The following is a 23,214-nucleotide window of genomic DNA, read 5'->3' on the forward strand; positions in this document are numbered from 1 at the left end:
CGGGGTTTTTTCTTTTTTTGTTTATTTACAGGCTATTCACAATTGACATAACCTTGTTGTAATAAGACGTTGAAGGATTATATCCCCACAAAGCCTTTTTCACATTAGGGTAACCACAAGCCTTAAGGTAAGCAGCAGCAGAGTAAATTGCGTCTTCCACATTGTGGATATCAGCTATTCCATCGCCGTTACCATCTACGCCATGTCTACGAAAAGTAGAAGGCAAGAACTGCATCGGGCCGGTAGCACCTGAAGGGTTACTCTTAAAAGTCGATCCAGAGCATCCGGTTTCGACATAGTGGATGGCATTTAAAAGCCTCCAGTCTACGCCGTAAATAGCCTCAGCTCTTTTGTATATGGACACGAAGTCCGAAGGGTCAACATAGGTGATTCTGGTACCGCGGGAGACAGTCTGTCTCGCTTTGGCAGTGGCTTCAGCCTTAGCCTTAGCTTCGGCTTCAGCAGTCTCACGAGCCTGTCTTTGTACCATAGATTCACCAGGAGTAATTTCCGGTTTGTTTTCATTGATAGCCAAAATTTTGTGTGATGAGGTATCGAGTTTGATCCCGATTTCCTGTTTGTTGATAGTTCCGTTGTCAGCCTTTGCAACTCCGAAGGAGGCGACGGCGACAAGCAGAACAGCTATGAACATAGTGGCATTTATAGACGCCGATATGCTCATATGATCATTAGTATTCTTCTTACGAAGAAGCATTAGTTTCACTGGAAGTTCGGCTTGGCGAGGGTCGTGGAAATAAGCCTTGGTCCAGATACCATTTTAATTAAAAAATCTCACGAATTCGCGAGACGATATATATCTTAGCATATACTACTAATCTTGTCAAGGGGTAAAATCGGCCAAAATGAAGCTAAAATCAGGAGAAAATTCCTCACAAAAGAGAAAACCGGTCGCGTAATACGACCGGTCCCGGTTTTCCCTTCATTTTTCGGATAAGAATGCTGCCAGCTAGCGACATGCTGGGCACTTCACTGACGACTCCAGCACCTCGACAATCGTGTCCAGAAACATCGACTGAAGCTGGCGCAACCCCTCCTGTGTTTCAAGGAGATCTCGTACCGACCTCGTTACTCGGTGGCCACACCTCGTGTAGAGCACCGTCGTCTCCTCGCCGAAGCGATCAAGAATCTCTCGCCTCGTAACAGACTCCCGTTCTCTCGCTTTCGTTTCTTCTCTCTGCATAATATTCCCCCCTTTCAGGCAACCACACATTAGCACCATTATGTAAGCACATCAACACCAATTCAACTGGTTAGGTATGCTATAATGCGCATATGAGAGACAATGACTGGCTTGAGGCTAAATTGGATTACATGATCAAAAAACATTTTCCGGATGTTAATTTCAAAAACCCTGTGTTTATTCATTTTGGAAGATGTGCAAGAACACGGCTCGGCAGCATAAAAAAGGTCTATCCAAAATCGCTTGTAGCCAAACTGAAGGGCAATTTCTCGAGCGTAATTACTATGAATGGGCATTTTCGAGATGAAAATATTCCGGAATACAATATAGACGCGGTTATTGCTCATGAGCTTTGCCATTATGCACACGGGTTTTCCTCTCCGCTGCCACAGATGACTACCCATCCACATCGTGGCGGTATAGTTGATAAAGAAATGGTCAAACGTGGATTTGGAGATACCCTCAAAAAACAGAAGAAGTGGTTTAAAGAAAATTGGATCAGTTATCTAAAAACTAATAACCCCTAAGGGGCCTCTTTGAGGCTAATAACCTAAGGAAAAATTTATGCCCGAAGATTGTATTTTTTGTAAAATTGCGAAAAAAGAGATTCCAACCGAGATTGTATTTGAAGATGAAGACTTTATTGCTTTTAAAGATGTCAAGCCGAAAGCCCCAATTCATGTCATCTTAATTCCCAAAATGCACATTGGGCCGCATTTTTCGGTCTCTGAGGAGCATGGTGAACTTTTGGGTAAGATGATGATTGCGGCTGCCGAGATTGCCAGAATAGTCGGGGTTGATAGATCCGGCTATAGGCTAGTCATGAATTCTGGGCCAGATTCAGGAATGGAAATTGATCATCTGCACATGCACATTTTGGGCGGTGGGCAACTTGGCCCGATCGCCTAGGTTGTAAAACAACCTATTTTCTGTTATAGTAATTTTGTTTTATTCTAGCTCATTCTCAAATAGTTAAATTCAATATTTTTGAGATTTGAAATTTGAGATTTGAAATTTCTTGAGAGGTGGTGATATTTTTGATCGAGGTTAAAAGAAAGAACGAAGAGCGATTTGATGTTATGCTTCGAAGATTCAACCGCGAAGTTCAGCAAAGTGGTATTCTTTCTGTTGCAAAAGAAAAAAGATACTTCAAGAAAGAAGATAATCGCGGAAAAATTCGAAAATCAGCAATTCGTAAACGATATATTCAATCCCTGAAGCGCGGATATTAATTTTACAAGGACTAATATGGCCTTAAGCGAGCAAATAAATACCGATTTTATCGCTGCCTATAAAGATAAAGATGAAGCTAAATCATCCGTTTTAAGAATGCTTAAAAGCTCAATTAAAAACGAGGAAATAGCCCAAAAAACCAGCCTAAGCGATGATGATGTAATTAAGATTATCCAACGTGAAATCAAGCAGAGAAATGATTCAATAGCAGAATACGACAAGGGAGGAAGGCCTGATCTTTCAGAGAAAGAAAAGGCAGAAATCGACATTTTGAACAAGTATTTACCAACCCAGCTTTCTGATGATGAGATCGAAGCGATAGTTAGAAAAGTTGCCGAAAACGAGAGCGACTTCGGTAAAATTATGGGCGCCGTGATGCCTCAAGTAGCAGGCAAGGCTGACGGTAATCGTGTCTCTGCTGTTGTTCGCAAAGTTCTCAAGTAAATGAAAAAAATAAAAATAGAAATTAAATATCTTGCTGTTTTTTCCATGCTTCTTGCGTGCGTGTTTTTTGTTTCTTTTTTAATTGTTAACTCGATTAATAATTATTTTGATTCCCTGGCCGTAAGAATACTTCTGATGGCGATTCTCGCAATTGTATTTTCTGTGATAATTTCATACGGCCTCTCAATACTTTCGACTACGGTTAAAGACGCAATGATCACATTGCGCCGGATGCTAACCGTTCAAAACTTATCCAATCCTCTCCTTATGAAGCTTGCGGAAAAAGCACCTGGCACATACCACCATTCCATGAACGTCTCAAATATCGCACAAAATGCCGCTAGAAAAATCGGCGCTAATTCGCTTCTTGTACGCACAGCATCGTATTATCATGACATCGGCAAGCTCAAAGACCCAGGGACCTTTATTGAGAACCAATCTCACAATGAAATCCCTCAAGATGAAAATGCAGAGTATATTCGTAACATCGCAAAAAGAATTATCTCTCACGTCACAGAAGGCATTAAGGTTGCAAAAGACAATTCACTTCCTGAAGAAATCATCGATCTCATCGCCGAACACCATGGCACCACCCGGGTCTTGTACTGCTTTGAAAAAGCAAAAGAGCGGGGCCTTAAAATCAAGCGAACTGATTTTCGCTATCCCGGTCCGGTTCCTCAGTCGCCAGAATCGGTAATCTTAATGTTGGCTGATTGTGTCGAAGCCGCAGCCAGGGCTTCAGAAAATTTATCACATGCAACAATCAAAAAAATAGTTGAATCTACAATCGAAGAAAAACTTGCTGAGAAACAAATTGGTAGAGCAAACATCTCCGAAACAAACCTTGCAAAAATTAAAAATTCTTTAATTGAATCACTAGATGCAATATACCACCAAAGAATAAAACTGGAACAAGAATGAAAGTCGAAATCATTGGCAAGGGAGGCCTAGAAAATAAAGAGATTGTTGAATTTATTGATGATATCTCTAAAAAAATTGGAATCGCCACAACCGACGCAATACTCGAAATTGTGTTCGTGTCAGAAGATGAAATACGGAAGTTAAATTCAACTTTTCGAAAAATTAATAAAGAAACTGATGTATTGTCTTTTCCGCAGATTTCAATCAATGGAAATATTCCGATATTTGGATCGATTGTTATTTGCGAAAAAATCGGTAAAGATAGGGGAGAGACCACAGAAGAACTACTTTCACATGGTTTCCTTCATCTTACTGGATACGACCACGAAACAAATCAAAGTAAGTGGGATGAAATAGAGGCAAAAATTACATGAAAAGATTTGATTTTAAAAAATTTATTCGAAGTTTTCACTATGCGTTTCGGGGCGTAATCAGACTGCTTCTTACCGAACAAAATGCACGGATACACCTGACGCTCACCATTGTTGCTGGGATTCTCGCATATTTATTTGGCATCACCAGAGTAGAAGCGGCAATTTTATTTATCGCCGTAATTATGGTCTTTGCCATGGAAATCATCAACACATCGTTTGAAAAGCTGTGCGATTTAATAGACCAAAACCATAATCCTATTATTGCTAGAGTAAAAGACGGCATGGCCGGCGCAGTATTGATTGCTTCAGTTATTGCCGCAGTAGTTGCCTTTATTATTTTTGTACCGTACCTAAGAGATATTGTTCACTAAATGCCTTGCACAGAATTTGGCTATGAGGTAGACTTTAACTGATAGCATTTCGCTGGTTTTGTATATTCAATTATAAAATTGATTTGGAGAGGGAGTTTATGGCTAGAGAAAATATATCTGTCGGACTAGATATAGGCAGCACTAAAGTTACAACATGTGTCGGAAAATTTGAAGATAATGGTGTCGATATTATCGGAATCGGAAAAGCGCCAAATCAGGGTATGAGAAAAGGGGCAATAGTCGATATCGAAGAGACAGTCTCAGCTATATCCGCATCACTCGAAGAAGCTGAGCGCATGGCTGGAATGCCAATTACTTCTGCGGTCATCGGTATAGACGGAGCCCATATCGAGTCTGAAGATAGCAAGGGAGTCATAGCTGTTTCGCGTGCTGATGGCGAAATAACCGAGACGGATATCGAGAGGGTGATCGAAGCTGCACGAGCTATTCCAAATAAACCAAATAGAGAAGTCCTGCATGTTATTCCAAAAACTTACATAATCGATGGCCGAGACGGGGTTAAAGATCCGATTGGGATGCAAGGCATCAGGCTTGAGCTCGACGCACACATTATCTCCACCTCAACAAATGCAATTAAGAGCACGATAAAGTGTGTGGAACAATCCGGTCTCACACCGGTTGAAGTGGTTTTTTCACCTCTTGCAACCTCCAAATTACTTCTTTCGAAGCGCCAAATGGAAATTGGCGTCGTTCTTATCGATATCGGTTCAGCCGGTACATCATATGCCGTTTTCGAAGAGGGTGATTTGATATCCTGTGGCGTAATTCCTATTGGCTCGTCTCATATTACAAATGACGTTGCTATCGGTCTTCGCACAAGTTTGGATGTAGCGGAACTTCTTAAAATCAAACACGGCTATGCTCTTCCTGACAAAGTTGCCGAAAAAGAAGAAGTCCGGCTGTCGACTTTTGACAAAAAAGACGAGGGAGTTGCTTCTGTTAGATATGTCTCCGAAATCATCGAGGCAAGGTTAAATGAAATATTGCAGATTGTTCAAGATAAGCTCAAGGTTATCGGCAGAGACGGCACTCTTCCAGCTGGAGTAATACTAACAGGCGGCGGCGCGAAAATCGAAGGATTGGTTGAGCTTACGAAGGAAACATTGCGTCTGCCGGCACAGATCGGAACCCCACTTCCTGAGATCAAAGGACTTGTTGACAAGCTAGATGATCCAGTATATGCTACAAGCGTAGGTTTGATGCTGTGGGGGCAAGGAAGCGGACATACGCGCGTTTTTGCTGACACACATAACATGTCGGGAGCTCTTAAAAGAGCCCGAGATTTTCTGAAACAATTTCTTCCATAATTAATAACGGATGGGGTAAGAAAGAGGCGCAATGGTTGAAAAACCAAGTTCTGAACTAGAGAACTTTGCCGTAATAAAGGTTATTGGCGTAGGCGGATCTGGAGGATCGGTTCTTACACGTATGATCAATTCCAAGCTTAGAGGCGTGGAATTTATTGCTATTAATACGGATGCGCAGGCCCTTGCCTTTAATGAATCCCCGGTTAAAATTCAAATTGGTAAAGACACTACAAGGGGTTTGGGTGCAGGCGCAGATCCCGAGGTTGGGCGAAAGGCGATTGAGGAAAACAAAGAAGAGGTGTACGAGGCCCTTAAGGGCGCCGATATGGTATTTGTTACTTGCGGAATGGGTGGTGGTACTGGCACTGGCGCAGCCCCATTCGTCGCCGATATTGCAAAAGAACTCGGAGCGCTCACTGTCGGTGTCGTTACAAAACCTTTTTCGTTTGAAGGGCAGAGACGCAAAAAAATTGCTGAAACTGGCATTTCCGAAATGAAAGATAAAGTCGACACGATTATTACCATTCCCAACGACAGGCTTCTTCAAGTCATCGACAAAAAAACATCATTATTTGACGCATTTGGAGTAGTAGATGATGTTTTGCGTCAAGGTGTTCAGGGTATTGCTGACCTCATTACTTTACACGGCATTATCAATGTTGACTTCGCTGATGTAAAGGCAATTATGTCCGATGCGGGTTCAGCTCTTATGGGTATTGGTCATGGATCAGGCGATAATAGGGCAATTGAAGCAGCACGTGCAGCAATCGATTCTCCTCTTCTAGAGCTTTCAATCGACGGGGCAAAAGGAATTCTCTTTAATATTACCGGTGGCCCTGATCTCGGCATGTACGAAATCGACGAAGCCGCCAAAGCGATTACCGAAGCAGCAGATGCAGATGCAAATATTATTTTCGGCGCCATCATAGACGAAGCTATGCAAGGAGAAGTTAAGATCACCGTTATTGCCACAGGTTTTGAATCTGATCACACCAAAATTCAACGCACGCCAATCTTACAAGAAAGCAGGCCAACAGAAATTCCTTCTTCTCAAATAATCCGACGCGAGGAACGAGAACCGCAGATCGCCATGGAGCCTGAAACTAAAGTTGATCGCGGAATGGACGAAGACGATGAAGACGAACTAGAAGTCCCGGCATTTATAAGGCGAAAACTCAAATAATTACAATATACAAAAAGTAGCCTGAAACACGGCTATTTTTTGTATTGACATACTAGATATAGTTTTTTAAACTATATCTACAACTAATAACTGAAAACTAAAAATCCCTAAGGGGGCCCTTTGGGGCCTAAAAACGAACGGTAAAATTTCATTCGGCTATTGGTTATAAGCTATTAACTTTAAGCTAAACTATGTTGTGCCCTTATTGTAAAAAATCAGATACATCCGTTCTTGACTCTCGAGATGAGATCTCATTTGTGAGGAGGAGGCGAGAGTGCCTTTCATGCTCAGCAAGATTTACCACTTATGAACGCATCGAGCTTCCAAAACTCAAAGTTGTAAAACGCAACGGAATGCGTGAAGAATACTGCCGAACAAAACTTGCAAAAGGCATAACTATTGCACTCGAAAAACGCCCGTTCTCTGAGCCACAAATCGATGAAATTGTTTCTGAAATTGAACTTGAATTAATGAAGGCTGGGAAACGTGAAATTGGCTCAAAAGATATCGGAAATATTGTAATCAAAAAGTTAAAATCAATTGATGGCGTGGCGTATTTGAGATTTTTGTCGGTATACAAAAAATTTGCCAGTGCTAATAAATTTCAAGTTGAAGCTGAAAAATTAAATTTAGATAAATAAAGGAGCCAAATGGATGAAAAAAAGGGCAATGAATTGATTCATCTCGGGAAAGACAATTTTGAGGAGATTATAAATGGCGGCAAGCCAGCCCTGGTTGACTTCTCCGCAACTTGGTGTGGACCATGCCAAATGATGGCTCCGATTCTTGACGAGATTGCAAAAGAGGAAGATTCGTTTGTAACAGCCAAGCTTGATATCGATGATGCTCCGGAGATCGCCGCCAAGTATCACGTGATGTCGGTGCCTAGCTTTCTAGTGTTTGTGGGCGGGGAAGAAAAAGGCAGGATGATGGGCGCAATGGCCAAAGAAGGTTTGGTTGAAAAAGTCAAAGATTTGTTAAAATAGCCCAGCTATCGCAGGCTTAAACCATGCCTGTTGTAAAATAATACTATTGACAAAGTCTCACAATTGTGTTATCTTGGAAGAGTTGACAATTTCCGGTATAAAAAATAACCGGTGAGCGTCAAGGTTCTTTATATCTGAAGGCCCCAAAACCTGCAAAGGTGGCGGGGCTTTCGATTTTTCAAAGCTGCGTTTCCCATCGTGAATGGAAATATTCCAAATACGATGGGCAGCACAGCCTGAAGTCGCAGCAAACAACACAGCAAAGGAAGATGCATGATGCGTTATGTGAAGATCATACTGGCTGCATGGTTGGTGGGATTCATGGTAGCCTACGGGCTTTCCTTCATCCCACCTCGAGGAGAGATCCTCGACAACATCCTTCCGCCCCATGATATGGGCGGGAAGTGGGAGTTGACCGTCAACTCCACTCCTTGGCACGGTATCAACGCGTGCAAGTGGGAGTGGTGGGTCGACGATGAAACCCCCACAAACATCGAAAGGTCATTCCTCGTTCGCGGCAGCACCGCTGCCAAGGTCGAAGGAAGGGCGAGCTACTACGGCCTCGTGCTTGGTGGCTTCCGCCCGTGGATTAGTGCAGTTGGTTGGGGAGCGTTCTTTCTCTGGCTCATCACTTTTGGCCTGCTACGGCAGAACAGAGTCAAGCCAGGAAGGGAATTGTCTTCTTCCCAACGTCGCGCCCAGTCGCCTTGGCGCGACAGCCGTCGGCAATCAGTAGCACGAATCCGGCAAAAACGCGCTGTTGTCAAGGCCGTTAACCAGATTCCGATTGACGACTAAGTCGCTCACAGCAGAATGTCTGAGTAGACAGGCGTATCGCGCGACCGTTCATATACGGCATGCGTACCGCTCATCGAAAAGCCAACTGCCGGAGTACATGTCAGTGATCGCAATCGTACACCATTCGTACGCAGCGGACACTGATGTCACAAAGCCTCTCCCGGGCTTAACAGGGATTTCCAACGAGACCGCCCTCCATAGCGGTCTCGTTTTGCGTCTATTTTGATAAGATTCAATATCGAACTGATTTACCTGCACCCTAATACCCCAATCAAACATATACCTCAATAATGTTTAATTTCTTCAACATCAACACTAAACCTTGAAAACGTAGCAATTCTTCCGCGGTCGCGACAAAAGTGTTACGTTCTGTATCCAAAGATCTTGAAGGAAATTTCATCAGCATATTCACAAATATTGCTATTCCACCAACGAGAGACTCCACGACAAGGGTAAAAAAATTACTTTCTTGCTATAATTATTCTATGCAGCAAAAAATCGATTTCAATTCATCCTGTGGTCCATCGAATATACTAGACGGGCTTAATACCGAGCAGAAAAAAGCAGTCACCCATAAATCTGGCCCGCTTTTGATTATTGCCGGAGCAGGAACAGGTAAAACGAGTGTAATCACGCGCAGAATCGCTTATCTGATCGAACAGAAACTTGCCAAGCCTTCGGAAATTTTAGCCCTTACATTTACTGAAAAAGCCGCGTCCGAGATGGAAGAGAGGGTGGACCAGCTTGTTCCTTATGGATATACCGATATGTGGATATCTACCTTCCACGCCTTTGGCGACAGGCTTTTGCGCGATTTTGCCATCGATCTCGGCCTTCCTGCCAACTTCAAAGTACTTTCAGGTACGGAACAGGCGATATTTATGAGGCAGAATATTTATGCATTTGACCTCAATTATTTCCGACCGGTTGCGAACCCGATATCACACATTTCAGCGATGCTTTCACATTTCTCACGATTAAAAGACGAATTGATCACACCTGAAACTTATGTTTCTTGGGCACAGAAAATAGAATCAAAAATCAAAACCCCAAAGGGGTCCCTTCGGGATCACAAGTTTGATGATCCGACAGGTGCAGAAAAAACGCTCGAACTTGCCCATGCCTACCAGAGATATTGTGATCTCATGATTCAGGCGGGAAATCTTGATTATGGGGATCAGATTTTCTTAAGCTACAAATTACTCTCGGAAAATAAAAAAGTTCTCGCCGAATGCCAAACAAGATTTAGACATATTCTCGTTGATGAATATCAAGACACAAATCATGCTCAAAATGAGATTATAAAGCTGCTGGCATCCAAGGATAAAAATATTACGGTCGTTGGTGATGACGATCAATCAATTTATCGTTTTCGCGGAGCCTCAATCTCAAACATTTTGGACTTTGCCGAAACTTACAAAAACACCACCCAAGTAGTTCTAAATACAAATTATCGTTCAACTCAAGAAATTTTGGATTCATCATACAAACTCATACAAAACAACAATCCAGATCGCCTGGAAGTTAAGAATAAAATTAACAAACGTTTAATTTCTAAAACACACGGGGTAAGTCCAGAACTTTTGTTTTGTGATACACTTTCGTGTGAAGCTGATACCTTGGTCAAAAAAATTACTAATCTTAAAGCCCAAGAAGGTTATAAATATAATGATTTTGCTATTTTAGTTCGCGCCAATAATCAAGCAGAGCCATTTATTCAATCTCTGAACATGTCGGGGATTCCCTACATGTTTTCCGGTGCATCCGGGCTGTTTGAGCAGCCAGAGATCAAAATGCTCGTCTCATTTCTGAAATGTCTAGTTTACACTGATGACAATCTTGCATTTTATCAGCTTGCCACCAGTGAATTATATGGAATCTCACATGACTCAATTGCCGATTTTTACACTTTGGCAAAGAGGGGAAACAGATATTTAAAATCACTCATTAAATCATATATAAGTAAGCCAGCTGAGCTCAATTTTGGCGAATCCGAGAGAGATAAATTAGTAGAATTGATTTACGATATTGACAATTTTGCCAATCGTAAAAATGATCCTGTGGGCGAAGTTTTATATGAATATTTAACAGAAAAAAAATATCTAAAGAAGCTGAGTAAAAATCCAAGCGTTGAGGACGAGCTTAAAATACATAATATTGCCAAATTTTTTGATCGAATCTCCGAATTCAATCATTCATCAAACGAGAGGGGAGTGCTGAAATTTTTGGAAAACCTCGAATTGATTCTTGAGGTTGGAGACGAGGTCATTTCTTCTGACATTGATCCCGATATTGATGCGGTTAATATTTTAACCGCACATGCCGCTAAAGGATTGGAGTGGCCAGTGGTTTTCATTGTAAATTGCGTTGCCGACCGATTTCCATCTCGCAACAAGCGCGATCCACTACCGATACCCGAGGATCTTATTCACGAACATCTACCGGAAGGCGATTTTCACCTCGAAGAAGAACGAAGGCTGTTTTATGTTGCTGCAACAAGAGCTAAAGAATATCTCTACCTCACAGCCGGCGAGGATTATGGCGGCAAAAGAGCAAAAAAATTATCCCAATTTGCACTCGAACTTCTTGATGAACCAAATTCGGGAAAATTAAAAAACAAACTTAAACCGTTGGAAAAAATTGAACGATTCAAAAAGTTGGAGTTAAATCACGCTAAATTACCCAATAAATTTAAATCTGAAATTATTAAACTTTCTCGTCAGCAAATTGACGACTATTACTCTTGTCCAAAGAAATTTTATTATGCCCACATTATTAAAATACCACTTTTGGAAAATCACTATTTAATGTACGGCACAGCGGTTCATGCCGCACTCGACCATTATTTCAGCCGCAAAATTTCAGGAGAAAACCCGACGCTCTCACAGCTTCTCGAAGATTATAATCAGGCATTCCGCAATGTCGGCTTCATAACTCGCGAACAGGAAGAACTGCGTAAGAAGCAGGGGATAGAGACGCTTTCCAAATTCTACGATGAAGATCGAGCGGAGAATTTGATCCCGACCGAGGTTGAAAAGATTTTTGAGTTTTGCGAAAACAATGTCAAAATAAATGGACGCTATGACCTTGTTTATAGAACAGGTGATAATGCCGAAATCCGCGATTTCAAGACCTCGAGTGTCCTTACACAGAAAGACGCCGATCGCAGAATCAAAGATTCTACCCAGATGATGATTTATGCCTTGGCTTGGTATGAAAAATATAAAACCATCCCAAAAACAACTCTTCACTTCATCGAATCAGGGCTGAAAGGAGAAATATTCTTCAAAGAAGCGGATCTTACAAAAACCAAGGACATGATTTTTGATGTTGCCGACGGAATCCGCAAGAATATCATGAACGCCAAGCCTGATTATAACAACTGCAAAAACTGCCCCTATAAGGATATCTGTCCGGATGCGATTTGACTTTAAATACTTTATGGACTTGACGAACTTCATAGACTTTTGACTATTATGTGTTTGGTATTTGTTCGGGATTATTTATCTGATATAATTACTTTGTTTGTAATTAAATTCCGAAGGAAATATGACCAACACAATCTTAATAATCATAGCCGTATTTCTTGCCGCAATAATTGGTACCGTTATTGCTAATGTTTTGATTAGAAAACGCAATTCTATACACGATTCAAGCCTTGACGATAGAATATCCAGGCTGGCAAATGAAGCACTCGACATGAATTCCAAAAGGCTTATCGAATTATCAAAAGAAATGCTCAATGCTGAAAAAAATGAGATCAAAACCGACCTTGAGGGCAAAAAATCGGCCATTTCAAGCCTAATCGATGAAATTCGCAAAGATATCCGCAAGAACGAAGAACGGATTACAAAAAGCGATGATGAACGTTTAAGATCATTTTCCGCACTGCAGAACGAGCTTAAGTCTTATAAAGAAATTACTGGAGACCTGAAGCTTTCAACCGACAAACTAAAGGAGCTCCTATCCAACAACCAGATGAGGGGAGCTTTCGGCGAACAAGTTGCCGAAGATCTCTTAAAGATGGCTGGGTTTGTGATTGGGCAAAGCTATACTCGCAATGAAACACAAAAAACGGAATCTACCCGGCCGGATTTTACGATATTATTGCCTGATAAAACAAAAATTAATATCGATGCCAAGTTTCCGTATAATTCACTTGTTAAATACGTTGAGGCGCAGTCCAAAACCGAGAAAGAACGCTTTATGCGGGATTTCAAACAGGATGTCAAAAATAAAATTAAACAAGTATGCACGCGTGACTACATCAACCCCGCAGAAAAAACAGTTGATTTTGTCATTCTTTTTATTCCCAACGAAATGATATTTTCATTAATATATGACAAGATGAACGATGTTTGGGAAGAGGCAATGAGGAAAAAGGTCGTGCTAGCCGGGCCATTCAGCTTTACGGCAATTTTGCGTATGGTGAAGCAAGCATATCAAAATTTTCAATATCAAGAGAATCTGCAACATATTATCGGTTTAATTCAACAATTCGACAGCGAATATCAAAAATATTCGGCTGCCGTGGATACACTGGGCGATCGCATATCTTCGACCTCAAGGCAATTTGATTTAGTAGCAAATACACGGGATAAAAAATTATCAAGCGTAGTCGATAAAATTAAAAGCCATAATATCATCGAGGCAGGGGATACAGATATTAAGAAAATAGCTTCCGATGAAGAATAAAGTTTTTATCAATTTTGATAATTCTCATAGCAAAAGGGCTGATGCTTTTCTTGCTGACAAGTACCCGGAATACTCACGGGCTTATTTTCAGAATCTTATTACATCGGGAAAAGTATTTGTCAATGGTGAACAAATTAAACCAAGCCACAAACTGATTTCTAGCGATCTAATAGAAATCGATTTTATTGAATCCAGTGCTGAATATGACCTAAAACCGGCTGATATTAAGCTCGACATTTTATTTGAGAATGATGACGTGATCGTGATAAATAAACAGCCCGGCCTCGTGGTCCATCCTGCCGCCGGAAATAAAGAAGGAACTCTGGTTAATGCGCTTATTTATCATTTTCCTATGATCAAAAAGGCTGTATATGACAAGAATTCTGAAGTTTCGAAGATACGCCCAGGGCTCGTTCATCGGCTAGACAAGGACACTTCGGGAGTTTTGATTGTTGCAAAAAATACGAAAGCAATGCATTCGCTTTCACGGCAAATCCAAAACAGAAATGTTGTAAAGAAGTACTGGGCACTATGTTTTGGTTGGCCGAAAAACGAAAAAGGAGTGCTCATAAATTATCTCGGGCGACACCCCAAAAACAGAAAGCTCATTGCTGATGTAGGGGAGACCAAAGGCAAACAAGCCATATCTAATTTTTGTCTGATACATTCTTATAGGCACCTAAAGGAACAAATCTCTCTGATTGAATTTGATATCAAAACTGGCCGAACCCACCAAATCCGGGTGCAAGCGAAGGAAATGGGTAACCCCGTGATGGGAGACGCAGTCTATGGAAACAAAAGTAGTATTACTTTATCACACGAATTAAATATTCAACGCCAAATGCTCCATGCAAAAGAGCTTTCAATTACATTGCCCGGTGATGCTAAGGCCAGGACCTTCTCCGCTCCAATTCCAGACGACTTCCAGTCTGTAATTGATAAATTGAGCTAATATCATATTTTTTCATACTCTATTTGACCGCCAAAAAGGTATATGCTATCCTTTTGTTATCTAATCAAGAAAGGATTTTTTATGAATCGAGAAAGAATTACGATCTCAATAAAAGAAGATATTCTTAAAGCGATTGATAAGAGAATTGATGGCGTCAGGCTTCGAAACCGATCTCATGCAATCGAATCCCTAATCTCAGATATTTTGGGCCTTGATACAATATCGGATGCAATTATTTTGGCCGGTGGAGATAAACCGGAAAAATCACTGCCTGCAATAAAAGATTCATTACTGCGATTGAAAAAAATTGGGCTCAAAGATGTAATTATTGCAATTGGGTATCAAGGAGAAAAAGTAAAAGCCGAACTAAAAGATGGCAAGGATTTCGGTCTGAAATTAACATATCTTGATAAAGGTGAAGGTACCGGTGGAGCTATTTTGCCCCTAAAGCCTGCTATAAAAAAGAATTTTATTGTTATTAACCTAAAAAATAAAATGGAGCTAGATTACAAGATGTTCCTTGATTTCCACAAAGCCGGAAATTCATCGGTAACCATCGCCACAAATGACATCAAATCTTTTGAGGGGGTTTATCTTCTCGAACCCGAAATATTTTCATATATTCCAAAGGGATTTTCCATGCTCGAAGAAGATATTTTCCCTAAGATTTTAAGGGAAGGTAAACTTTCTATTTATCCAGTGATAGGAAACTAGTACTTCAAACTAGTTATTGATTCAATTTTAGCAATAAGGTAAAATATTTTTGATGAGAAAAAATCTTTGGATTATCTTCGGGTTTATTATCGCATTAACTGCTCTGGCAGTTTTTATTGATATTCCAAAAAGCGCACTTTCGGGTGAAAAAGTTAAAGCTCTCCTTGGCTTGGATTTGCAAGGCGGCACGGAGCTAATTTATCAGGCTGACCTATCACAATCTACAAACAAGACTACCGACCTTACGAATTTAAAAAATGTCTTTCGCAATCGAATTGACCGCCTCGGAGTAGGAGAGCCCACAATTCAGACCACCGGAACCGACCGGATTCTTATTGAACTTCCAGGAATAAGAAATATTGACGAAGCCGTCCAAAAAATCGGCGAGACTTACGAATTGGTGTTTATGACCCAGTCAACTGCTGAAGAAGGAGGCCTTCAACTCCAAGCTTATTCCGAAGACTATACTTATCCCGGATATTGGAAAGCTACCGATTTAACCGGCCGTAATCTTATTGCCTCTAAGACGGATGCTACTTTTCAAAATTCTCAAAGCTCTGTTCAGTCCGAGCCGGTTGTGTCATTAACATTTGATAGTGCGGGCAAAGAAAAATTTGCCAAACTAACAAAAGAGAATTTAAATAAGCAAATTGCTATAGTCCTAGACAATCGTATAATTTCTGCCCCAAATGTCCAAGTAGAAATTACCGACGGACAGGCAATAATTACCGGCCAAAAAGACATCAAGGAAGCACAGGAGCTTGCTAGCCGATTAAAAGAAGGTTCACTCCCAATCTCTGCTCAACTCGTCGCCCAGAAAAACATTGGTGCATCCCTAGGGGAAGGCAGCTTGAAAAAAAGCATTGTTGCCGCAATAATCGGTTTTTTGGTTCTGACACTCTTTATGTTAATTTATTACAAATTTCCCGGACTTTTGGCAATTGTCGCCTTGGCAATTTATGCCACCCTGTCGATGGCCTTGTTTAAAATTATTCCGGTAACATTGAGCCTTGCGGGTATTGCCGGTTTTATTCTTTCAGTCGGTATGGCTGTTGATGCCAACATTTTGATTTTTGAAAGGATGAAGGAGGAACTAAAATCAGGTAAAGACAACAATCTGGCGATTCGCGACGGCTTTGTCCGCGCCTGGTCTTCGATCAGAGACTCAAACTTTTCTTCAATCATCACTTGTATTATCCTTTATGTATTTGGTTCCGGCTCGGTTCGCGGCTTTGCGCTCACTCTTTTAATTGGCGTTATTGTCAGCATGTTTACCGCTGTTACCGTCACTAGAACATTTATGCTTTTAATTTCACAAACGAACGCAAGAAGGTGGCTAAATGTTTAAAATTATTAGAGATAGAAAACTTTGGTATATAATTTCCGGGCTGATGATTGTTTTAGCCATCATTTTTTTGTTTGTTTTTAAACTGCGTGTCGGCATTGATTTTACCGGTGGTTCGATTGCAGTATTCAAAACAAACGACCCGTCAGCGGAAAATTTGATCGCCGAGGAATACAAAGCTGCTGGAATTGATTCCCCACAAATTGCAAAAAGCGGAGATAATGAAATTACTGTCAAGGCGCCAGCAATGGAGCAGGGGACAGAATCAAACATTTTGTCTAAATTACAAACGAAAATTTCTGACATTCAAGAGACTAGCTTCGATACTATTGGACCAACAATTGGCCGAGATCTAACAAACAAGGCGGTCCTGGCAGTTATTTTTGCCTCTTTGGGTATCATTTTCTACATCGCTTACGCCTTCAGAAGATTGCCAAAGCCACTAAGCCCCTGGAAGTTCGGCGTTCTCGCTGTTTTGGCAATTATTCATGACCTTTTAATTACCGTCGGAATTTTTGCTTTGATAGGACACTTTTTTACATGGATGCAGGTCGACTCGTTGTTTATTACTGCCCTCCTTACAGTGATGGGCTTTTCTGTTCATGACACTATTGTTATCTATGACAGATTGCGAGAGAATTTTATTAAAAATCCACACGAATCTTTTGGTTTAATTGCCGAGAAATCTGTTAATCAAACTCTGGCGCGGTCGATCAATACTTCACTCACAGCAATCCTGGTCCTTCTGGCACTATTTTTGCTTGGGGCCGAATCAGTCCGCCATTTGGTGCTTACGCTCTTGATCGGAATGTTCATTGGAACATATTCCTCGATTTTCGTTGCCGCCCCACTTGCAGTTTCGTGGCACAAAGTTAACCAAGAAAGTTAATCTCAGTATCCCAAAATAGGGGAGTGGTGAAGAAAATCGAGCAAAATATATTATTATTTATTTTTCGTAAGTTTTTGCACCTGCCGATGAAATATATTAGGAAATATATTAGGAAAAATATTTTGTAAAATATTTGCGGAGAAAAATGTACTTAATAATTCTTGGTTTAATTCTTGGTCTCGTATTCGGAGCATTCCTCAAAATTGATATTCCGACCGAATATGCCAGATATACTGCTGTAGCAATTCTCGGAATGCTTGATTCTGTTTTCGGTGCTATTCGCGCTCAGGTGGAAGGAAAATACGATACAATTATTTTTATTACTGGCCTTGCTTTCAATATGGCTATGGCTGTCCTTATTACATACTTCGGTGACAAGCTCAATCTTGATCTCTACCTGGCAATACTTATTGCCTTTACGATTCGCATTTTCCTAAACCTTGGCATTATTAGAACTACCACAATAGACCATTGGCGCGCAAGCAAGCGAAACAAGAGCGAATAAGGTATAATTTACCATCATTAATCTATTAATTCATCCTGGGGCATTCTAGGGGTTTTTGATCGTATTTTGTGCTTTTTTTGAGGCATGAATAGGGTAGATTTGAAGCTAAAAAGTATATTACGACGCATTATGTATGTTATGCGTCGTTTATTGAAATTTAATCCAATCCGTTTAAGTGCACCGCGAATTTCAATAATTAAAAATATTTCATAAAAACTACAAAAAAAACTTGAAAAAATTCAGCAATCTATTTTCCCTTTTATATTTCAATTTTCTTTTTCCGGAAGGAAAACATTTCGGTCAAGAATAAATAAAAAAATATCCGTCGATTTTGAGCACTCCCCCGCCATTACCTAAAAAATTAAAAAACGCCATTTTTCAGGCGCTACCACTTTGGGCTATTCAAAGAACTAAGGACTACAAACTACAAACTGAGAATTAGAGTTGTACAGCTTTGCCCTCTTCTAGATCATCTGCGCTACTATTGTCTTTGCTTGCGGTTAAGCTCCCGTCATCTTTTTCGTCGACGACAGAGGTCCTAGTCGGTACTGGTTTTATTTCCGGAGCAATTTCAAGGCTGGTACTCTCCCCGACCGGTACCACAGAATTCTCTTCTTTCAAAATGCCAACATTATTTACAACGGAGACATCCTTTTTTGTAGAATTTCCACCCTTGTTATTTTGGGGCTTATTTTTTTCTTTTTTCTTTTTTCCAGTCCCCTCTTTTTTATCTTCTTTTTTCAAGGAATCTTTTATCTTCTCATTCAATTCAATCATTTTGAGGCCGGCGGGTGTAATTTCCACCCCTGTTTCTGCCATTTTTTCTTCATCAATATCTTCACCCATGTACCATTTCACTCCGCCCCTGGCGGTTTGCTCTTTATAGATTTTATCTCCGATAATGTTTTGATATCTAAAAATGCGAGGTTTGCTTTCCTTCGCCTCAGCTGAATCAGCCTCCTCCTCTTTGGGTTCGGATTGCTCAACAACTTTCTCCGGTAATTCTTTTTCAATAACAGGCTCTGCTGAGACGGGTTTTGGTGCTACTTTTGTTTCCGTCGGTTTTTCCTCGGCCTTTTCTGCGGGTTTATATTCTTCAATACCTGGGGCAGTGATCGGTTTTTCTTCTGGTTTTTTCATTGTCAAAAGAGCTTCAAGGCCGCCTTCTTTAAACGCTTCGGCCTCTTTCTTTGCCTCCTCCTGTTCCTTTTTTCCGCGGTCTTCTATCGCCTGCTCCACCTCCCCTCGTGTTGCAGAATATTTTTTATGGGACAGATCAATAATTTTCTCGGCATTGCCAGTAAGTTCCATCCGTGGAGGCAAAGTTCTGGCAGAAAACGCTGGAGCAGAAACACCATCTATTAAAAGCTTGATGTATATGTTGAACTTATCCAAATTCACCAAATCATTAGCATCAAAAACCGGTTCGAATTCTTTTACTAGATAATCGGCGTCTGTCCCGCCAACCCTAAAGGAAATAATCGTACCAGCATTGCCGAAAACCGCGTCTCTCACCTCTTCCGGCATTTGGGTAATGTATTGGTTGGCGATATTTAGGTTAAGATGATATTTTCGAGCTTCAGACAAGATCACAGCGAAAGACTCAGTCGCAAAATTCTGAAACTCATCAACATAAAGATAGCAATCAGGTCTTTTGTCAACAGTGACATCGGCGCGGCTCATTGCAGCAAGCTGAATTTTTGTAATAAGCATTGCCCCCAGTAGCGCAGAGTTATCCTCACCTATTTTACCTCGAGACAAATTGACCACCATTATTTTTTCTTCATCCATAATTTGTCGGATATCTAGCGTAGATTTAGGCTGGCCAACGATATTTCTAATTGTAGCTGTTGACAAAAACTGGCCGACTTTATTCAAAATCGGCGAAACCGCCTCGGTCCTGAACTTGCTGTCGTATTGTGCAAATTCCATAGTCCAGAACTCGCGAATAACGGGGTCCTTCACCGCCTCAACAACTCTTTCGCGAAATCTTGTTTCAGTAAGCATTTTTGGAATATCAAGCATTGTTGAGTTCGGATAATCAAGAAGAGCAAGGACAGTATTGCGAAGTATATGTTCAAGCCTCGGTCCCCAGGAATTTCCAAAGATCTTTTTGAAAATACCGACGAATCCGGATGCGACCATTCCCTTAAAATCATCTTCCACATGTTCCAGAAGGTTAAATGCAATCGGGTAAGCTCTATCAGCCGGATCAAACACAACCACATCTTCAACTCGATTATCGGGGACGCAAGCTAATACTTTTTCTGCAAACTCACCATGTGGATCGACGATTATTACTCCCCTATTTTCAAGAACATCATCAACCGCCATATTCTCTAAAAATACTGATTTACCCGTACCAGACTTACCAATTACATATATGTGTCGCCTGCGATCATCCCGTTTGATACCAAAACGCCGATGGATATTTCGAAAAGTTGTCTCCCCTATTACTGTCAAATCTTCAGGAGGGGTATTTTCCGAAAGTGGCAAATTCGCTGGCGGCTCCCCTTTCTTTGATCCGGACCAGACAATATTGGGCGTCTCTACCGATTTGTGGGGAAAGTGATAAAGAGATGCGAGTTCTCCGATATTGAAAACATATCCCTCATCCTCAAACACTCTGCCACAATAATCTTGCCAAAATTCATGGTGATCGATTTCGATATCGCCGCTCTTGAACCCATTTAGATTTGTGGTGTTAAACTGCTTGAAAGCCGCAGCAATGCTCTGGGTTTTAACCTTCGCCGATACTTCATCTTGCGAAATCGACATAATTCTAATCTTGGTAGCAAATCCGAGTTTCATGATTTTCATTTCGATGGACTTAAGGGCATCTTCGACAGTTCCTGGGAGCTCTACCTTATTTTCACCGGGAGCCGCGATTTCCGCTCCAGGGGTAACGGCCTGAACAAAAATCATTTTCAAAACGTTGCCGAACATACCAAAGATCTTAGAGATTACACCACCTGCTCCCTGTTTCTTGCCGGAGCGCACAGCTGAAATTAACTTATTTCCCCTATCCTGCCACTCATCCCCCACCGGACGAATCAAAATTTGCATCCAGACTTGTTCGCCAGGGTTCAATTTTGACATTACCGAGGTAATACCAGATATCGGGTCAACTTCAAAATCAGAGAAAAGCTTAATCGGATAAACATCTGGCTTGGTCACTTTTAGCTCCGTTCCGGCAAAATGCACCTTGCCATCTCCAATTTCGGAAATATAATCAGAAACTTCATGAATTTCAACCGTCGGATATTGAGCATAAACTTGTCCCTCCACAAATTCCTTTAAGTGTTTCGGGACAAATACATAAAACTGAATATATTTATCCTTTGCAACAATCTCAAAAGACATATGGTTTTGAAAGAGAGCATTCTCCGAATAAATGCCATGAATCGAAGCAAACATTTGCTCAGCAGCAAGCGGTGCTTTTTCATTGTTTCTAGGAACATCAATTCTGATTATTGTGTATTCCTGGGACGAAAGCCACGAAAGGCGCCGTTCATTTTGGCGAATCTTAAAAAACTGCAAGAGTGTATATACTCCCCCCAGAATTAGCACTAAATATAAGAAATATAAAAATATTGCCATCCTGATACCAATTTTATCATGAATTGCACTTTAATTAAAAGTGAATTATGCCAGGATATATTTACTTGATCCAATTTTCTTAAATTCGCTTTGGTTTTGCAGATTGATAAGAACTGTATTTTTTCTTACTTGGCGTTGTTTCAAAACTTCCTTGTAAATATCTGAGAAATCCATAGCGCCGTCTTCCTGCTTCAAAACGGCAATTATGATATCTTTAACCGTTCCCGGGGCGTATCCCCACTCTTTTAGTGCGTATATGCCGCGGCCAATCAACACAAAACGAGCGTCGGCAATGAGTTCGTTGTGAACAGTTGCGGGAACTACTTTTTTCTTATCAAATTGTTCTTCTGAGATTACCTTTGCAATATCGGTAAAATGCATCGGTTTTTTATTTTTGCGAAGAACGTAGTAAATTTTATCCCTGACCGTTCTTGGGTTGACTTCCGGCCATTCGGAAAGACCAAGAGATCCTTCGTAGTCCTCAACAATTTTTTTTGAAATTCTCGGCAAATATGACAAAAATGAAATTTTATGAACTTTGTGATTCGGGTGTGCATCAATTAATATATCTAACTTTTGGGGGCTTTTCTGTTTCTTTAAATAATTTGCCCAATCGCGAAGAATTTTAATTACTTCATCTTTGGATAAATCATTCAAAATCCAGCTTTCATGTAATTCGTCATGTTTTTCGATTGCTTGAACTTCGGGAACAACTTTAATAATCAAGTTCAACGAGTTTATTTCCTCGTCTTTTGCAAGAGCCTGGCTTTCTAGTACTTTCGCCGCTATATCCTCTTTGTGAATAATACCTTGTGTTTTGATTTCTCCCAAAATGTCACCGGCAAGAGCAGAGTTCTCTTCGGCAATATACTTAGCAACTTTTTTAAGCCCTTCTTTTTCAATTTGCCTGATTCTTTCTCGCGATAGGTGCAAATCTCTGCCAATAGATGATAGAGTTCTCCCCCTGCCATCAATTCCGAAACGACCACGAATGACCAGGGCTTCTTTTTCTTTAAGCCCTGATGTCGCCTTGTCAATAATAGTTTTTGCCGACCTGATTTTTTCCATCTTGTTTCTTTCTAGATTAGATTATCAACCGCAGCCCAGACTGATTCCTGGTCTTTTGGAACAATTATTCCAAGGCTGTCCCCTGTTTTGGCTTTAAAATATGTTACGGAAGCTAAAAGAACTTTGTACTTTTTTCCTTCAACATCGACTTGATATTCGCCGTCACCAGTTTCTTCCAATGTGCCAATCAAGTTCTTTCTGGGAACGGGACCGATTTGCTTGTAAACAAACTTGCCATCCTCAGAAATGGTTAGCTTGAGAATATCTCCCTCAATGAGCTTTGATTTTGACGCATAATTTGGCGGAACTTGATAGGTTTTTTTATCAGAAGAAATCATTTTTTCACCATCAAAAACTCCCTGAATTACCTCCCCATCATCTTCTGTTTCAAGTAGTGTCGCTTTTTTGTTTATTTCTGATGCGAAAAGTTTCGATTTGATAGCCCTGATCTGGTTCTCACAGGAATCAAGCAATTTCCTTATTTCTTCAAGATCGTTTTTGGCGACCATATTGGCCTTTCGTTTTATTTCAGTTTTGCTATTCTCAGCTATCACATTACCACAATAATGAACTTGAGTCAACGTTTTTGCCGCTAGTTGTTAGTTTC

General features: G+C 40.8%; 24 protein-coding genes. 19 read left to right on the forward strand and 5 right to left on the reverse strand.

What is annotated here, in order from left to right:
* Positions 1-25: 25 nt before the first annotated feature.
* Both WC080_03740 and WC080_03745 read right to left on the reverse strand, forming a co-directional pair.
* Positions 26-682 carry a lytic transglycosylase domain-containing protein gene (locus WC080_03740; GenBank protein MFA7244371.1) on the reverse strand — a complete coding sequence of 219 codons (657 nt, stop codon included), beginning with the start codon at positions 680-682 and terminating at the stop codon, positions 26-28.
* Between the two features lie 285 nt (positions 683-967).
* Entirely contained in the window at positions 968-1,201 is a 234-nt protein-coding gene (locus WC080_03745) for a hypothetical protein (protein ID MFA7244372.1), read from the reverse strand.
* A gap of 92 nt (positions 1,202-1,293) precedes the next feature.
* On the opposite strand from WC080_03745, the gene WC080_03750 reads away from it, so the two are divergent.
* From WC080_03750 to WC080_03840, 19 genes are all read left to right on the forward strand, one after another.
* The gene (locus WC080_03750) at positions 1,294-1,728 is read left to right on the forward strand and encodes a hypothetical protein (GenBank protein MFA7244373.1); all 435 of its coding nucleotides are present in this window, start codon (positions 1,294-1,296) and stop codon (positions 1,726-1,728) included.
* A 37-nt stretch (positions 1,729-1,765) separates the two neighbouring features.
* Positions 1,766-2,110, forward strand: a complete 345-nt coding sequence (locus WC080_03755; GenBank protein ID MFA7244374.1) for a histidine triad nucleotide-binding protein — start codon at positions 1,766-1,768, stop codon at positions 2,108-2,110.
* A gap of 128 nt (positions 2,111-2,238) precedes the next feature.
* Entirely contained in the window at positions 2,239-2,433 is a 195-nt protein-coding gene (rpsU, locus tag WC080_03760; GenBank protein ID MFA7244375.1) for a 30S ribosomal protein S21, read from the forward strand.
* A 16-nt stretch (positions 2,434-2,449) separates the two neighbouring features.
* A complete protein-coding gene (locus WC080_03765) occupies positions 2,450-2,878 on the forward strand; it encodes a GatB/YqeY domain-containing protein (protein ID MFA7244376.1) in 429 nt (142 codons plus the stop codon).
* A complete protein-coding gene (locus WC080_03770; GenBank protein MFA7244377.1) occupies positions 2,879-3,799 on the forward strand; it encodes an HDIG domain-containing metalloprotein in 921 nt (306 codons plus the stop codon). It begins immediately after the preceding gene.
* A complete protein-coding gene (gene ybeY, locus WC080_03775) occupies positions 3,796-4,173 on the forward strand; it encodes an rRNA maturation RNase YbeY (protein ID MFA7244378.1) in 378 nt (125 codons plus the stop codon). Before WC080_03770 ends, ybeY begins: the two co-directional genes overlap by 4 nt.
* Entirely contained in the window at positions 4,170-4,544 is a 375-nt protein-coding gene (locus WC080_03780; protein ID MFA7244379.1) for a diacylglycerol kinase family protein, read from the forward strand. Before ybeY ends, WC080_03780 begins: the two co-directional genes overlap by 4 nt.
* Positions 4,545-4,642: 98 nt before the next feature.
* Positions 4,643-5,872 (forward strand): cell division protein FtsA, encoded by a 1,230-nt coding sequence (gene ftsA / locus WC080_03785; GenBank protein ID MFA7244380.1) that lies wholly within the window; start codon positions 4,643-4,645, stop codon positions 5,870-5,872.
* Between the two features lie 31 nt (positions 5,873-5,903).
* Positions 5,904-7,055 (forward strand): cell division protein FtsZ, encoded by a 1,152-nt coding sequence (gene ftsZ / locus WC080_03790; GenBank protein ID MFA7244381.1) that lies wholly within the window; start codon positions 5,904-5,906, stop codon positions 7,053-7,055.
* Between the two features lie 191 nt (positions 7,056-7,246).
* Positions 7,247-7,696 (forward strand): transcriptional regulator NrdR, encoded by a 450-nt coding sequence (gene nrdR, locus WC080_03795; GenBank protein ID MFA7244382.1) that lies wholly within the window; start codon positions 7,247-7,249, stop codon positions 7,694-7,696.
* Between the two features lie 9 nt (positions 7,697-7,705).
* Complete coding sequence (trxA, locus tag WC080_03800) at positions 7,706-8,041, forward strand: thioredoxin (protein MFA7244383.1); 336 nt, start codon at positions 7,706-7,708, stop codon at positions 8,039-8,041.
* A gap of 273 nt (positions 8,042-8,314) precedes the next feature.
* Positions 8,315-8,839 (forward strand): hypothetical protein, encoded by a 525-nt coding sequence (locus WC080_03805; protein MFA7244384.1) that lies wholly within the window; start codon positions 8,315-8,317, stop codon positions 8,837-8,839.
* 485 nt (positions 8,840-9,324) lie between these two features.
* Positions 9,325-12,267, forward strand: coding sequence for an ATP-dependent DNA helicase (locus WC080_03810; protein MFA7244385.1), 2,943 nt, complete (start codon positions 9,325-9,327; stop codon positions 12,265-12,267).
* A 121-nt stretch (positions 12,268-12,388) separates the two neighbouring features.
* Positions 12,389-13,534, forward strand: a complete 1,146-nt coding sequence (locus WC080_03815) for a DNA recombination protein RmuC (protein ID MFA7244386.1) — start codon at positions 12,389-12,391, stop codon at positions 13,532-13,534.
* A complete protein-coding gene (locus tag WC080_03820; GenBank protein MFA7244387.1) occupies positions 13,524-14,486 on the forward strand; it encodes an RluA family pseudouridine synthase in 963 nt (320 codons plus the stop codon). The genes WC080_03815 and WC080_03820 overlap by 11 nt, the downstream gene beginning before the upstream one ends.
* Positions 14,487-14,567: 81 nt before the next feature.
* A complete protein-coding gene (locus tag WC080_03825; protein ID MFA7244388.1) occupies positions 14,568-15,200 on the forward strand; it encodes a hypothetical protein in 633 nt (210 codons plus the stop codon).
* A 52-nt stretch (positions 15,201-15,252) separates the two neighbouring features.
* Entirely contained in the window at positions 15,253-16,548 is a 1,296-nt protein-coding gene (gene secD, locus WC080_03830) for a protein translocase subunit SecD (protein ID MFA7244389.1), read from the forward strand.
* Positions 16,541-17,434: a protein translocase subunit SecF gene (gene secF / locus WC080_03835; protein MFA7244390.1), complete on the forward strand. Its 894-nt coding sequence runs from the start codon at positions 16,541-16,543 to the stop codon at positions 17,432-17,434. The genes secD and secF overlap by 8 nt, the downstream gene beginning before the upstream one ends.
* Positions 17,435-17,579: 145 nt before the next feature.
* A complete protein-coding gene (locus tag WC080_03840; protein MFA7244391.1) occupies positions 17,580-17,939 on the forward strand; it encodes a small basic family protein in 360 nt (119 codons plus the stop codon).
* Positions 17,940-18,377: 438 nt separating this feature from the next.
* Here WC080_03840 and WC080_03845 read toward each other — a convergent pair whose 3' ends face one another.
* From WC080_03845 to WC080_03855, 3 genes are read right to left on the reverse strand one after another with little or no spacing between them, the layout of a single operon-like run.
* Positions 18,378-21,539 carry a DUF87 domain-containing protein gene (locus WC080_03845; protein MFA7244392.1) on the reverse strand — a complete coding sequence of 1,054 codons (3,162 nt, stop codon included), beginning with the start codon at positions 21,537-21,539 and terminating at the stop codon, positions 18,378-18,380.
* A gap of 45 nt (positions 21,540-21,584) precedes the next feature.
* Positions 21,585-22,607: an HTH domain-containing protein gene (locus WC080_03850; GenBank protein ID MFA7244393.1), complete on the reverse strand. Its 1,023-nt coding sequence runs from the start codon at positions 22,605-22,607 to the stop codon at positions 21,585-21,587.
* 11 nt (positions 22,608-22,618) lie between these two features.
* Complete coding sequence (locus WC080_03855) at positions 22,619-23,161, reverse strand: hypothetical protein (GenBank protein ID MFA7244394.1); 543 nt, start codon at positions 23,159-23,161, stop codon at positions 22,619-22,621.
* Positions 23,162-23,214 lie beyond the last annotated feature (53 nt).

The sequence above is a fragment of the Patescibacteria group bacterium genome, assembly GCA_041674405.1.
Lineage (GTDB): Bacteria > Patescibacteriota > UBA1384 > XYA2-FULL-43-10 > XYA2-FULL-43-10 > JBAYVT01.